This window comes from Mesorhizobium sp. LSJC280B00, from assembly GCF_000502835.1.
Classification (GTDB): Bacteria; Pseudomonadota; Alphaproteobacteria; order Rhizobiales; family Rhizobiaceae; genus Mesorhizobium.
Window position 1 is genome coordinate 187,720 of the sequence record NZ_AYVL01000017.1, and the last position, 13,291, is coordinate 201,010.

A 13,291-nucleotide genomic window follows, 5' to 3' on the forward strand; every position below is an offset into this window, starting at 1 on the left:
GCGCCGTGAGCCAAATGCGTGTATGGTTCGTGCGGAGCGACAAAAGGGGCGATCACGATGAAGCGTTTTTCCAGGCTGGTGGCGTGCGCCATCATTCTTCTCCTGCCGCTGGCTTTACCCAGCGCCGCGGCTCCCGAAGCGGCGGCCCTGTTTGAGGCAAAAATCGTAGCCGAACGCGACAGCGCTCTTGCCACTCTGGAAGCCGCCGCGCCAGGCGATCCGGCAGCCGCCTACGCCGCCGGCGCCGGCGAATTCTTCACAGCGCTGGAGATCCTGGCCGGCGGTCTGCACCGCCACGGTTTCGACAGCCCGCAATCCTTCGTGCTGCCGCTGATGCGGCTGCCGGTGCCGGACAATGCCAATCCCGAGCCGATGACCTACGAACAATTCCGCGCCATTCTCGTCGCCTTCCGCGACCGGCTGGAGAAATCCGCAGCCACGCTGGATTCGGTACCCGCCGACGCGGACATCGGCATGGTCATCGACCTCACCCGCCTCGGCATCGACCTCAACGAGGACGGCACGATCGCGCCGGACGAAAGCGCCGCGGCGATCATGGCGTCTCTGTCACGCGGCGGCGGTGCGCCAGACGCGGCCGGGCCCGCCCTCATCTTCCGCTTCGACCGCGCCGACGGCTATTGGCTGCAGGGCTATGCCGAGTTCCTGATGGCGCAGGCCGACTTCTGGCTGGCGCATGATTTCAGGGACACGTTCGACGGCTCCTTCCACATGCTGTTCCCGCGCGCAAAACTACCGCTGCAGGACACGCTCGTTCCGCCGGACGGCGGCATGAGCGGCGGCATTCTGTCGTCCGAATGGCGCATCGCCGATTTCATCTCGCTGGTCCATCTCATCAACTGGCAAGTGGTCGAGCCGGAGCGCCGGCAAGCGGCACGCCGCCATCTCATGGAAATGATCCGGCTGTCGCGCGAGGACTGGAAAGCCATCCGCGCCGAAACCGACAATGACCGCGAATGGCTGCCTGGGCCGCAGCAGAAAGGCGCCAGCCCGCTGACCGGTCTCGAAGTTGGTGAGCAGCAGATACAGGCCTGGCTCGCCGCCCTGGCCATGGCCGAGGATCTGCTGGAGGGACGCACCTTGCTGCCGCATTTCCGCATCGCCGACAAAGGCATCAACATGAAGCGCTTCTTTGATGAGCCAAAAACCTTCGACCTGGTGCTGTCGATCACCGGCCCGGCCATCGCGCCCTATCTCGAGCGCGGGAAGATTCTCACCAGCGAGGAGTTCAACCAGATCCAGCGCCAGTTCGGCGGCGCCGGGTTTCTGACGTTCGCGCTTTGGTTTAATTGAGCGGGAAACGTGGAGGGTGCTCCTGACACCCTTCTGTCAGCAGCTGGATTGCGCCTCGCGCCACCCGCCACTCCGCTCTTTCCATTTTGGCCGATACCTCCCATATTCGGGCCATGGCCAGACTGTCCGACAAGAAAACGCCTCCGCCGGCGAATGACGAGCGCGCTTCGCCGCCCAAGCGGCGCAGTCCGCTGACCGATTTCCTCGATGCGTCGGAGCCCTTGTACAAGGGCGGCTTTGCCGAGGCGCCGCAGGCCGAGTTCACCGGCGCGCCGCTGACCGGCTCGATCGCCGACTGGGCCGAGCAGATAGAGCAGGAAGCCGAGAAGGAAGGGCGCGTTTCCGGCAAAGACGGCGGCAAATCGCCGAAGCCGGCGAAGAAAATCCCCGAGCGCTCCTCTTCCCCCGGCCGTACGGCACGCGGCACCTCGATGGGCGGCGCGGCTTCGGCGCGGGAGCGCACTGCGGCCGGTCTCAACCCTGTCGCCGGCCTCGATGTCTCACTGGAAGAGGCCGAGACAATGGCCTCGGGCGGCGTCACCGCCACCGTCGCGGCGCTGTCGGCGCTGATCGAATCCGGCAATCCGTTGCATAAGGACGGCGTGCTGTGGACGCCGCACCGTCCCGCCCGGCCGGAAAAATCCGAAGGCGGCATCGCCATCAAGATGGTCTCGGATTTCGAGCCCGCCGGCGACCAGCCGACCGCGATCAAGGATCTCGTCGAGGGCGTCAACAGCAACGACCGCACCCAGGTTCTGCTCGGCGTCACCGGCTCGGGCAAGACCTTTACCATGGCCAAGGTGATCGAAGAGACGCAGCGCCCCGCTCTGATCCTGGCGCCCAACAAGACGCTTGCCGCGCAGCTCTATTCCGAGTTCAAGAAATTCTTCCCGGAAAACGCCGTCGAGTATTTCGTCAGCTACTACGACTATTACCAGCCTGAGGCCTATGTGCCCCGGACCGACACCTACATCGAGAAGGAATCCTCGATCAACGAGCAGATCGACCGCATGCGCCATTCGGCGACGCGCTCGCTGCTCGAGCGCGACGACGTCATCATCGTCGCCTCGGTGTCCTGCATCTACGGTATCGGCTCGGTCGAGACCTATACGGCGATGACCTTCCAGATGCAGATCGGCGACCGGCTCGACCAGCGCGCGCTGCTCGCCGACCTCGTCGCCCAGCAATACAAGCGCCAAGACATCAATTTCGTCCGCGGCTCGTTCCGGGTGCGAGGCGACACGATCGAGATCTTCCCGGCTCACCTCGAGGACCGCGCCTGGCGCATCTCGCTGTTCGGCGACGAGATCGAGGCGATCACCGAATTCGACCCGCTGACCGGCCAGAAGACCGGCGAGCTGAAGAGCGTCAAGATCTACGCCAATTCGCACTATGTGACGCCGCGTCCGACCCTCAATCAGGCCATCAAGTCGATCAAGGAAGAACTCAAGCACCGGCTGGTCGAACTGGAACGGGCGGGTCGGTTGCTCGAGGCGCAGCGGCTTGAGCAGCGCACCCGCTTCGACCTGGAGATGCTGGAAGCGACGGGCTCCTGCGCCGGCATCGAGAATTACTCGCGCTATCTGACCGGCCGCCAGCCGGGCGATCCGCCGCCGACCTTGTTCGAATACATCCCCGACAATGCGTTGGTCTTTGTCGACGAAAGTCACGTCACCATACCGCAGATCGGCGGCATGTATCGCGGCGACTTTCGCCGCAAGGCGACGCTGGCCGAGTATGGGTTCCGCCTGCCGTCCTGCATGGACAACCGGCCGCTGCGCTTCGAGGAGTGGGACGCCATGCGCCCGCTTTCCGTTGCGGTTTCGGCAACGCCCGGCGGTTGGGAGATGGAGCAGTCCGGCGGTGTCTTCGCCGAACAGGTCATCCGCCCGACCGGCCTGATCGATCCGCCGGTCGAGGTGCGCCCGGCCAAGACGCAGGTCGACGATGTCGTGGGCGAAATCCGCGAGACCACCAGGGCCGGCTACCGCACGCTGGTCACCGTGCTGACCAAACGCATGGCCGAGGACCTGACCGAGTATCTGCACGAGCAGGGCATTCGCGTGCGCTACATGCACTCAGACATCGACACGCTGGAGCGTATCGAGATCCTGCGCGACCTGCGCCTCGGCGCCTTCGACGTGCTGGTCGGCATCAACCTGCTGCGCGAAGGCCTCGACATTCCCGAATGCGGCTTCGTCGCCATTCTCGACGCCGACAAGGAAGGCTTCCTGCGCTCCGAGACATCGCTGATCCAGACCATCGGCCGTGCCGCCAGAAACGTCGACGGCAAGGTCATCCTCTACGCCGACCAGATCACCGGCTCGATGGAGCGGGCGATGGCCGAGACCAATCGCCGTCGCGAAAAGCAGATGGAGTGGAACGCGGCCAACGGCATCACCCCGGAATCGGTCAAGTCGCGCATTTCGGACATCCTGGACTCGGTCTACGAAAAAGATCATGTCCGCGCCGATATCTCGCAGTTCACCGACAGCGCCGGCGCGATGATGGGCAACAATCTGAAGGCGCATCTCGACGCGATGGACAAGCAGATGCGCGACGCCGCCGCCAACCTCGACTTTGAGAAGGCGGCCCGCATCCGCGACGAGATCAAGCGGCTGCGCGAGATGGAGCTGTCCATCTCCGACGATCCGCTGGCCAAATATGCCGACATGGAAAGCCCGGTCTCGGGCCGCGAAAAGGGCAAGCACAACAAGGGCCGTGCCATACACCGCGCGGTCGACGACGACGGCAAGGGTCTCTTCCGCAAGCCCGCGCTCAACGAGATGGGGGCCGACGGTGCCGTGCCGGTCAAGAAACCGCTCTTCGCAAAACCCTCGCTCGACGCCATGGGACCCGGCACCGACATGCCGACCCCTGCCGGCGCAGTGTCGCGTTCGCTGTTCAAGAAGCAGTCGGCAGAAGAGGCGCACGGCTCCGATTTCGGCATCCCCGGCGAGCCGATCAAACCGCTGTTCAAGAAGAATTCGCTCGACGAGATGACGGTGCGGCGCACGGAAAAGCCAGTCGAGGGAAAAGTGCCGGCCAAGCCGCAGCCGATCTCCCCCCAAGTGGGGGAGATGCCCGGCAGGGCAGAGGGGGGCGCGAAGGAACGCGACGATTCCGCCAAACCTGTTGCCCGCCAGCGCGCCGGCATCGGCTCCTACGAAGACCCCGCCGACGCCCGCCGTGAAAAGCGCCGGCCCGGCAAGACGGGTCGGCCGGGACGGTAGCGAGCTTCCCTTCTCCCCTTGTGGGAGAAGGTGGATCGGCGCGCAGCGCCGAGACGGTTGAGGGGTGCTGGACGGATCGCCGTCGGTGCCAAGCTGGAGCACCCCTCATCCGACCGCTTCGCGGCCACCTTCTCCCACAAGTGGAGAAGGGGGAGCCTAGCCACTTGCCATCGGCCCTACCCTTGGTGTAGCCAGTTTCTACAACTCGAACGTCTTGAAAGGAGGGCTGCGTGTTATTTTCTCACCACCGTCAGCGCGGCCCTGTCTCTGCCCTGCGAGCTTGCTTGCAGGGCTGACCAGAGACGGTCCGGGTTCTCCCGCTTCGATTTTTTGGTCCGCCCTTCGTGGTGCTGCAACGCCGAGCCTGATGGCCAGCCTGCGCACCGTCAAAGTGCATTGAGCCGGGCTCCGGCAAGACCAGAGAAATCAATATGGCCCTGATCAGCCTCAAGTCCCTCGGCGTCACCATGAGTGCGCCGCTCTTCTCCAACCTCGACCTCACCATCGGCACCGGCGACCGGCTCGGCATCGTCGCCGCCAATGGTCGGGGCAAATCCACTTTGCTGAAGTGCCTGACCGGCGAGATGGAGCCGACATCAGGCGACATCACCCGCACGCGCGGCCTGCGCGTCGGCTATGTCGAGCAAGTCGTCTCCGCAGCCTTGGCCGGGCGTAGCTTTCATGAGGTCGTGGCCGACGCCTTGCCGGCCGAGCAGGCCGAAAGCGAGCAATGGCGCGTTGACGTGGTTCTCGACTCGCTCGATGTGCCGCAGCCGATGCGCGAGCGGCCGATGCGGGCCTTGAGCGGCGGCTGGCAAAGGCTGGCGCTGATCGCCCGCGTCTGGGTCACCGACCCCGACGTCCTGCTTCTCGACGAGCCGACCAATCACCTCGATCTCGGCAAGATCAGCCAGCTCGAGACCTGGCTGAACGCGCTGCCACGTGAGGTGCCGCTGGTGATTGCCAGCCACGACCGCGCTTTTCTCGATGCTACGACCAACCGGACGCTGTTCCTGCGCCCCGAACAGTCGCCGGTATTCTCGCTGCCCTATTCACGAGCCAGGGACGCATTGAGCGAAGTCGATGCCTCGACCGAGCGCAAATTCCAGCGCGACATGAAAGTGGCGCAGCAGCTGCGCCGGCAGGCCGCCAAGCTCAACAATATCGGCATCAATTCCGGCAGCGACCTTTTGACGGTCAAGACCAAGCAGCTCAACCAGCGGGCAGAGCGTCTGGAAGAAGCGGCAGCGCCGGCACACCGCGAAAGATCAGCGGGCGCGATCAAGCTCGCCAATCGCGGCAGCCATGCCAAGGTGCTGATCACGCTCGACGATTTGGTGGTCGGAACACCTGACGGCACGGTTCTGTTCAGCACCGGCAAGCGCCACATCTGCCAAGGCGACCGCATCGTCCTGCTCGGCCGTAACGGCGTCGGCAAGTCACGGCTGATCGGCCTGATCCGGAACGCCATCGTCGAGCCGGAAACAGCGGCGCAAAGCCTGAAGGTGACGCCGTCGACGGTGCTCGGCTATAGCGACCAGGCATTGTCGGGCATCGGCGGCGACGACACGCCGCTGGCGATGCTCTCGCGCAGATTCGATGTCGGCGAGCAGCGCGCCCGCTCGCTGCTGGCGGGCGCCGGCGTCAGCATCGACATGCAGGAGCGCAGGATCGGCGTGCTGTCGGGCGGGCAGAAGGCGCGGCTGATGATGCTGGCGCTCAGGCTCGCCAATCCCAACTTCTATTTGCTCGACGAGCCGACCAATCACCTCGATATCGATGGTCAGGAAGCACTGGAAGCGGAATTGCTGGAACATCAGGCGAGCTGCCTGCTTGCCTCGCACGACCGCTCCTTCATCCGCGCGGTTGGCAACCGCTTCTGGCTGATCGAGAAACGGCGATTGACCGAGATCGACAGCCCGGAGGAGTTCTTCCGGGAGGTTGCCGAAGCCGGCGGCTGAAGGCTTGCGGAAAAAAATTCCGGCGCTCTGTCGGATGATGATCGCATGCCACGTCCTTGGGTTGCCGACACGGTGATGCCGGCGCCAATCGAGGAGAAAGCATCATGTCTATTCTGTCATCCATAGGTTACGCCGTGACGCGTTACTCGGCGGCTCGCGCCCGTTATCGCAGCGAACGCGCCATCCTTTCGTTGCCGATCGAGCTGCGCAAAGATATTGGCTGGCCGGAAATCGTCGTCGACGCGCAAAACAGCCCGCGGATTCGCATCGAAGGTTGAAAGGTGGCAGTTGGCCGTCGCGGCAGGCGCCATTTCGAATCCAAAAAACCATCGGCCGTGTAGGATCGTCGCCATTTCGTTCGTCCTGTGGTTCGCAAAGGCAAACCAGACGCAAAGAGGAGCATGACATGAATGACCAGCCGCAGACCCAGCCCGCCGCCAAAGTGCTTGGCGGATTGACGCCCTACCTTCAGCTGGACGGCGCTTTCAAAGCCGCAGAATTTTACCAAAAGGCCTTCGGTGCCGAGCAGGTCTTTGCCTATCCGCCGGACGAACAGGGCCGCACCATGCATATCCATCTCCACATCAACGGTTCGACCCTGATGCTTTCCGACTTCTATCCCGAGCATGGAATGGCCGCTGTGAAGCCGCAGGGCTACACCATGCAGCTCCATCTCGGCAGCGACGACATCGACGCCTGGTGGCAGCGAGCCGTCGAGGCGGGCTGCAAGGAAGTCGTGCCGTTGCAGGTGATGTTCTGGGGCGATCGCTGGGGCAATATGCGTGATCCGTTCGGCGTCGAATGGGCAATGAACGCACCGGTGAAAGCAGCTTAGCATTCCACACAGGCTGTGTCTGAAATCACCTCTCCCGCTCCAGAGGGAGAGGAAAACGATCGCATGGAGGAAATCAGATGTCCTATGTCGACGGTTTCGTACTTGCCGTACCGAAGGCAAAGCTCGATGCTTACAAGAAGCTGGCGGAAACCGGCGGCGCCGTCTGGAAGGAGCACGGTGCTCTTGCCTACGTCGAATGCGTCGGCGACGACGTCCCTTATGGCGAGCTCACCTCGTTCCCGCGCGCCGTGCAGGCCAAGGACGACGAGGTCGTCATCTTCTCATGGGTGGTCTACGAATCGCGCCAGAGCCGCGACGCGGTGATGGCCAAGGTGATGGCCGACCCGCGCCTCAAGTCGGACTGGGAGACCATGCCGTTCGACGGCAAGCGCATGATCTTTGGCGGTTTTCAGCCCTTCATCGAGCTGTAGGCGCCCCTCGATCAAGTTTGTCGTGCAGCGGCTTCAACCGGTCGCCATAGCGCTTCCACAGGTCGACCGAGCCCTGATACATCGGCTGGCGCACTTGCGCAGCCGACGCCGTTCGCACCGGCCGGTCGGTCTGGTGGAACGACAGCACGGCGTCGTCCCACGGCAGGCCGAGATGGGCGATCAGCGCCCGCGACTGGCCTTCCTGGTCGGCGACGAAATCCTCGTAGCGAACGTCGTGCACGACATCAGGCAGCACGGCGTGCCAGTGCGCCATGATGTCGGTGTACAGATTGTGGAAATCGGCGAGCTCGTCGAGATCGTAGCCGTAGCGATGGCTGTCGCCGCGGAAGTGCACCTTGTAGATCGACAGGCAGGTCGCCGCCGCATCGCGCGCGCAATGGATGATCTTGGCCTTCGGCAGCATCAAATGGATGAAGCCCACCAAGAGGAAATTGCCGGGCATCTTGTCGGTGACGTGCCGAGAACCCGGATAGCGGGCGTGCAGCATGTCGAGATAGGCCTGGCCGGCCTCGGCATAGGCCTTGTCGGGCATGTCGGCGATGCCCCAGGGAAAGCCGCCCTTCATGCTGAGCGGAAACTGCTTGCCGACCGCCGTCTTCAATATGCTGAGCTCGCCGGCGCCATAGACCTGCGGATGGCTGGCGATGATCTGCTCGACCAGCGTGGTGCCGGAACGCGGCATGCCGACGACGAAGATCGGCGTGTCGTCGGCTATCCCGCTCGGCCTGTGCCTTTCAAAAAAGGCCTTGTCGAACACCGCCTTCATCGCCTCGAACTCGCCGCGCGTCTTGCCGGCGTCGTAGTCGATGCCCTGGCGGCGGATCGCGTTGCCTTCGGCGAAATAGTCGAAGGCGCGGCCATAATCCCTGAGGTCGTCATTGGCCTTGCCGAGGCCGAAGGAAAGCTGCATGCGCGCCAGGCTGCCTTGCGGCGCCTTGGCGTGCTCCGCCTCCATGCGGGCAAGCTCGGCGTCGCGCTCCTTCTGGCGCTTGACCTGGGTAAGCATCAGCCAGGTCCTCGCCATGCCGGGGTCCACAGCCAGCGCCTGCCTGAAAAGATCCGCAGCCTCGTCGAGATTGCCCTTTTCCATCAGCCCGACACCCAGGCCGTGCAAAAGATCGGCATCCTTCGGCCGGATCGTCAGCGCCTCGCGAAAGACAGCCAGTGCCTCATCCAGCCGGCCCGCTTCCTGCAGCGTTTCGGCAAGCCCGACGCGGGCGCGGACATGGAACGGGTTACGGCCGATCGTGCCGCGATAAATATCCTCGGCGCCTTCGAATTGGCCGAGCTGCTTCAGCGACGAGCCGAGATTGTCACGCGCCGCCAGCTGGTCCGGCCGAATCGCCACCACCTTGCGGAAGAGATCGGCGGCGGCCGCGACCCGGCCGAGGTCGCGCAGCACGGTGCCGAGATTGTTGAGGAAATCCGGATTGTTCGGTTGCAGACGCACCGATTGTTCGATCAGCGCCAGCCCCTCGGCGCTGCGCCCGGTCTGGTGCAGCAGAAGCCCGAGGAAATGCGCAGCAGCCGGGTGGTTGGCCTTTTGCGCCAGCACCTGCCGGTAAAGCGCCTCGGCTTCCTGCCGGCGCCCGGCCTGGTGCAGCTGCAGCGCCTGCTGCACGTGCTGGTCGAGCCCCAGCGGCGGCTGTCCGCCTGAGCCGTAACGTGCGCCTGCCGGTTGTCTCGGATCTCTGTTGATGGGAAACCTGCCGTGTTGTCCGCCTGCCGCGATCTAGGCCATCGCTGCGGCGCGTGCAAGAGCAGACGGCGGTCGCTGCGAAGCAAACCTTCGAACCCGGGGGGAGCCTACCGAAAGTCGGCCGGCGTCAGCACATACATGTTCCTGCGGCCGTGCGAGTAGGCTTGGCGCGCAATCTCGTGGATCGACGAACGCTTGGCGTCGAAGGCGCTGAGAAATTCGGCCTCGGCTCCGCTTGCTGCCGGGTTTGCCGCCGAAAGTGCCGCGACCTCGACAAAGAACGGGACTTCGAGCATGCCGTCATGGCCGACGAAACGAATGCGCTTGGCCGCCGCGTCATAGGAGCGGCTGGGATTGGGAAAATTGAGCGTCATGGCTTGCGCGTCAAATCAGGCGGTTGCTTTCGGCAAGCTGGCGCGCCCGCCGCGCCGTGCCGTCGGTGTCGGCAATCCTTCGCCTTGCCGCCTCGTCGCTTCTTATCGTGAGACGCGGCGACAAGACCTTTATCGGCTTTGCGACAGGACTGACTGCAACTGTCGGGACATCCGGTGTTCTTGCGGAGTTCATGACTCTCTTCCTTCCATTGCTAGATAAATACAAATGCCGGAGGAATTTTTTCGGAAGTTCTTCAAACAATTTTTGAGGTGCACCGGGACCGTATCATCGTTCTGCGGATAACTATAGAAAAGTAATTTGACGTTGGTAGGGGTAAGAGGCCGAAAACTTCTTGAATAAGCCGTATTTTCAGACTATTGGTATGAAACCGTTTTGGGCCATGCTTGGCCCCGCGGTGTCAGGGATTCTCGGCCCGCCAAACTTATCCAAATCGCCGACACCTGGTACCGCAATGCAGGCTCCGCTTCCGGGGCAGGCCGGAAAGAAACTTCAAGGCACGAGAACTTCAAGGCACAAGCGAGAACTTCGAGGCACAAGAATGTCTGCTCGCACCACCCATTCCATAGCGCATTTCGCGGCACCTTTCGTGCTTGGCGGGCTGGATGGCGTGCAGCCGGCCGGCGACTATGACATCGACCACGACGAAGAACTGATCGACGGCATGTCCTGGCCTGCCTGGCGCCGCGTCGCCACTTTCATCCATCTGCCGGCAAGGACAGTGAAAAGCGCGACCAGCCAGCTTGTCGCCATTGACCATGCCGAGCTCGACGCAGCGCTTCGGCACGACCAGGAGAATGTCACATGATCCGCTTCCAGCAGAATGCGCGGCGCACGGACACGCCGGCGCATATCTTCACCGTCGGCCAGACCGTCCGCATGAAGAGCCGCACCGGCCTTGCCCAAAAGACCGCGGAGCTGTTCCAGATCAAGAGCCGGCTGCCGGTCAAGGACGGCTCGCCGCAATATCGCATCCGCAGCGATCAGGAGACCTATGAGCGGGTCACCACGGAAGACAATCTCGAACCGGTCGACAACCCGGCCAACTGAGCCGACGCGCCGCAACGCTGCTTCACATGCTGATGGTGCCGCAGATCTGCGTCGCCTGCGCATCTCCAACGGGAACGGCGCTGAGCTCTACGCCGGCCCCCAGATGGTGCTTATCCGGCCAGGCTGTAGGTCGGTGCGCTAGCAGGGCCCGTCATCGACGACGCGATAATCCGCCGCGCGGGCTTCGCATTCGTTGGGGAATGTGCGCAGTTCGCCATGGCGACGGGCACAGACCGGGCGGTATTCGCGGGTGCAGAATGTCTGCTCCTCACCGCCACCACCACCGCCGCGGCACTCGCCCTCGCGAATGATGCGGTATCCGGCCCGTTCGGCAAGGCAGGCATTGGCGAAGGTCTGGCGGTCGCCGCCGCGCCGGGCACAGACCGGGTCATATTGCCTAGTGCAGAATTGCGGCCCCGGCCGTGGCGGGCGCGGCCCCGGCCCCTCATCATCCACCACGACGGTGCAGGCTGCGAGAATTGCCGACAGGAACAGGATGGAAAAAACCTGCCGCGGAAAGATTGCCGCAAGAAACCGCATGAATGTTCCCTCCCTCGAAACTCCTGCCTGCACAAATGGTGCCTGGGTCAGGCCGATCCTCGTCATTCCGCTGCCAGATGCAACCCCTGTTTGCAACTGGCGAGCCAGGGCGGTATGCCGGCGCAAGCCAAGACAGCACCTGCCCCGCTGGCTGGACCATGCCTGGGTGAAGTCTGGCCGATGACCGCGCAGAGAACCGGGACTATCGGTGCGATGCGTCGGGATGCGCCTGTTGGGGCCGCCCGCGGCTGTGTCTTGCAAGCATCACGTTTCCGTGCGATAAATTTTGTGTTCGGGCATTTGCGACCCGGAGAGCGGAACGTTTTGGACGACCTTTCCCCGATACTGTGAATCTCTGACAGCCCCGTTTTCGGCGGGGGGTTTTACCCATGCGCCAATGCATGACTGCCGAAGCAACCACCGGGACTTGCCCACGGCGCCAGGCGGCGGGCGGAACCACCAAGACTGACACGGGTGAAGGAGTTTCCCCAATGGCCCAGACCGGCACCGTTAAATTCTTCAACGCTACCAAAGGCTTCGGCTTCATCACGCCCGATGGCGGCGCCAAGGATGTGTTCGTCCACATCTCGGCGATCGAGGCTTCCGGGCTGCGCACGCTTGTCGACGGTCAGAAGGTCACCTTCGATGTCGAGCCCGACCGTATGGGCAAGGGTCCGAAAGCGGTCAATCTCCGCGCTGCCTGAAACCACAGCGTGCCGCGCGTCCTTTCGGGGTGTGAGGATGCTGCAAGGCTTTTGGAGTGAACTTGAATTCTGTAAAGGCGCGGCGGTTTTCGTCGCGCCTTTTGTGTTCCGGGATGCTTGCCCGCACCCGCAAAACTTTCTCTTGCCGATGGCACTAAAATAAAGGACAAATTTCCGTCCGGGCATTTGCCGGCCCGAGACTGGACTTGTGGGATCAAAGGAGCTTCCCATGCCGCAGACCGGCACCGTCAAATTCTTCAATCACGCCAAGGGCTTCGGCTTCATCACGCCGGACGACGGGGCAAAGGATGTCTTCGTCCATATTTCGGCCGTGCAGGCGTCGGGTCTTCCCGGTCTTGAGGATGGGCAGAAAGTGACATTCGACACCGAGCCGGACAAGCGCGGCAAGGGTCCGAAAGCCGTCAACCTGTCGATCGGCTGAACCACCCCCGGACAGAATGGACGTGGGCCGGTCTGGCCTGCGGTGTTTGCCGCACGCTTGAACCGCCCAGTTAGATGAACCGCCTGGTCAAATTTCGTTCAGCCCCCGTTCAGCCACGGTCGCATATTAATCTTCGTTAAAGCCGGACCGCATCCCCCGAAAACGACCCGGGCCGGCACGAAGGAGACCGACATGAACCGAATTTTCAAGACTGCCATCCTGTCCGCCGCGGTCGTTGCGACCACGCTTGCGACCTTGCCCGCGGCCAATGCCGACGAATGGCGCCATCACCGCCGCCACCACGGCCACGGCGACGCCGTTGCGGCCGGCGTGCTCGGCCTTGCGGCCGGTGCCCTGATCGGCGGTGCGCTCGCCAGCCCGCAGCCCCGCTATTACGACCCGGCCTATGATGATGAATACTACAGGCCTGCCCCGGTGCGCCGTTATTACGTGCAGCCGCGAGTGGCCTATGCCGAAAGCTATGCGGAGCCGTGGACCCGCGGCTGGTACGAATACTGCTCGGACCGCTACCGGAGCTTCAACGCCCGTACCGGCACGTTCACCGGCTATGACGGCGAACAGCATTTCTGCACCGCCAATTAGCGGAGGCAGTTTCCCGTCGGAAAAAAGCGCGGTCGCACAGGCCGCGCTTTTTGTTTCCGGCAAGCGGT

15 protein-coding genes are annotated in these 13,291 nt (G+C 63.3%); 11 read left to right on the plus strand and 4 right to left on the minus strand.

The genetic code is table 11. The features are described 5' to 3' along the window. Positions 1-57: 57 nt before the first annotated feature. From X773_RS62295 to X773_RS62315, 6 genes are all read left to right on the plus strand, one after another. Entirely contained in the window at positions 58-1,311 is a 1,254-nt protein-coding gene (locus tag X773_RS62295; RefSeq protein WP_023678398.1) for a hypothetical protein, read from the plus strand. A gap of 113 nt (positions 1,312-1,424) precedes the next feature. Next, the gene (gene uvrB / locus X773_RS62300) at positions 1,425-4,544 is read left to right on the plus strand and encodes an excinuclease ABC subunit UvrB (protein ID WP_023678399.1); all 3,120 of its coding nucleotides are present in this window, start codon (positions 1,425-1,427) and stop codon (positions 4,542-4,544) included. 431 nt (positions 4,545-4,975) lie between these two features. Beyond that, positions 4,976-6,505 carry an ABC-F family ATP-binding cassette domain-containing protein gene (locus tag X773_RS62305; protein WP_023678400.1) on the plus strand — a complete coding sequence of 510 codons (1,530 nt, stop codon included), beginning with the start codon at positions 4,976-4,978 and terminating at the stop codon, positions 6,503-6,505. A 104-nt stretch (positions 6,506-6,609) separates the two neighbouring features. Beyond that, positions 6,610-6,783, plus strand: a complete 174-nt coding sequence (locus X773_RS77430) for a hypothetical protein (protein ID WP_023678401.1) — start codon at positions 6,610-6,612, stop codon at positions 6,781-6,783. Positions 6,784-6,911: 128 nt separating this feature from the next. Next, the gene (locus X773_RS62310; RefSeq protein ID WP_023678402.1) at positions 6,912-7,340 is read left to right on the plus strand and encodes a glyoxalase/bleomycin resistance/extradiol dioxygenase family protein; all 429 of its coding nucleotides are present in this window, start codon (positions 6,912-6,914) and stop codon (positions 7,338-7,340) included. Between the two features lie 77 nt (positions 7,341-7,417). Beyond that, complete coding sequence (locus X773_RS62315; RefSeq protein ID WP_023678403.1) at positions 7,418-7,771, plus strand: DUF1428 domain-containing protein; 354 nt, start codon at positions 7,418-7,420, stop codon at positions 7,769-7,771. On the opposite strand, the gene X773_RS62320 is transcribed toward X773_RS62315, so the two are convergent. The 3 genes from X773_RS62320 to X773_RS62330 all read right to left on the minus strand — a co-directional run bounded on the left by X773_RS62320 (position 7,758) and on the right by X773_RS62330 (position 10,058). Continuing rightward, a complete protein-coding gene (locus X773_RS62320) occupies positions 7,758-9,413 on the minus strand; it encodes a tetratricopeptide repeat-containing sulfotransferase family protein (RefSeq protein ID WP_023678404.1) in 1,656 nt (551 codons plus the stop codon). The genes X773_RS62315 and X773_RS62320 overlap by 14 nt on opposite strands. A 185-nt stretch (positions 9,414-9,598) precedes the next feature. Then, positions 9,599-9,865: a DUF1488 domain-containing protein gene (locus tag X773_RS62325; protein WP_023678405.1), complete on the minus strand. Its 267-nt coding sequence runs from the start codon at positions 9,863-9,865 to the stop codon at positions 9,599-9,601. Between the two features lie 10 nt (positions 9,866-9,875). Continuing rightward, positions 9,876-10,058 (minus strand): hypothetical protein, encoded by a 183-nt coding sequence (locus X773_RS62330; protein ID WP_023678406.1) that lies wholly within the window; start codon positions 10,056-10,058, stop codon positions 9,876-9,878. Positions 10,059-10,425: 367 nt separating this feature from the next. Between X773_RS62330 and X773_RS62335 the strand changes: the two genes are divergently transcribed. Then, a complete protein-coding gene (locus X773_RS62335; protein ID WP_023678407.1) occupies positions 10,426-10,692 on the plus strand; it encodes a hypothetical protein in 267 nt (88 codons plus the stop codon). After that, entirely contained in the window at positions 10,689-10,934 is a 246-nt protein-coding gene (locus X773_RS62340) for a hypothetical protein (RefSeq protein ID WP_023678408.1), read from the plus strand. The genes X773_RS62335 and X773_RS62340 overlap by 4 nt, the downstream gene beginning before the upstream one ends. 138 nt (positions 10,935-11,072) lie before the next feature. Here X773_RS62340 and X773_RS62345 read toward each other — a convergent pair whose 3' ends face one another. Next, entirely contained in the window at positions 11,073-11,474 is a 402-nt protein-coding gene (locus tag X773_RS62345; RefSeq protein WP_023678409.1) for a Kazal-type serine protease inhibitor, read from the minus strand. Between the two features lie 491 nt (positions 11,475-11,965). Between X773_RS62345 and X773_RS62350 the strand changes: the two genes are divergently transcribed. The 3 genes from X773_RS62350 to X773_RS62360 all read left to right on the plus strand — a co-directional run bounded on the left by X773_RS62350 (position 11,966) and on the right by X773_RS62360 (position 13,223). Beyond that, a complete protein-coding gene (locus tag X773_RS62350; RefSeq protein WP_006202520.1) occupies positions 11,966-12,178 on the plus strand; it encodes a cold-shock protein in 213 nt (70 codons plus the stop codon). A gap of 229 nt (positions 12,179-12,407) precedes the next feature. Then, the gene (locus tag X773_RS62355; RefSeq protein WP_006202521.1) at positions 12,408-12,620 is read left to right on the plus strand and encodes a cold-shock protein; all 213 of its coding nucleotides are present in this window, start codon (positions 12,408-12,410) and stop codon (positions 12,618-12,620) included. Positions 12,621-12,812: 192 nt separating this feature from the next. Beyond that, positions 12,813-13,223: a BA14K family protein gene (locus X773_RS62360; RefSeq protein ID WP_023678410.1), complete on the plus strand. Its 411-nt coding sequence runs from the start codon at positions 12,813-12,815 to the stop codon at positions 13,221-13,223. Positions 13,224-13,291: the final 68 nt, after the last annotated feature.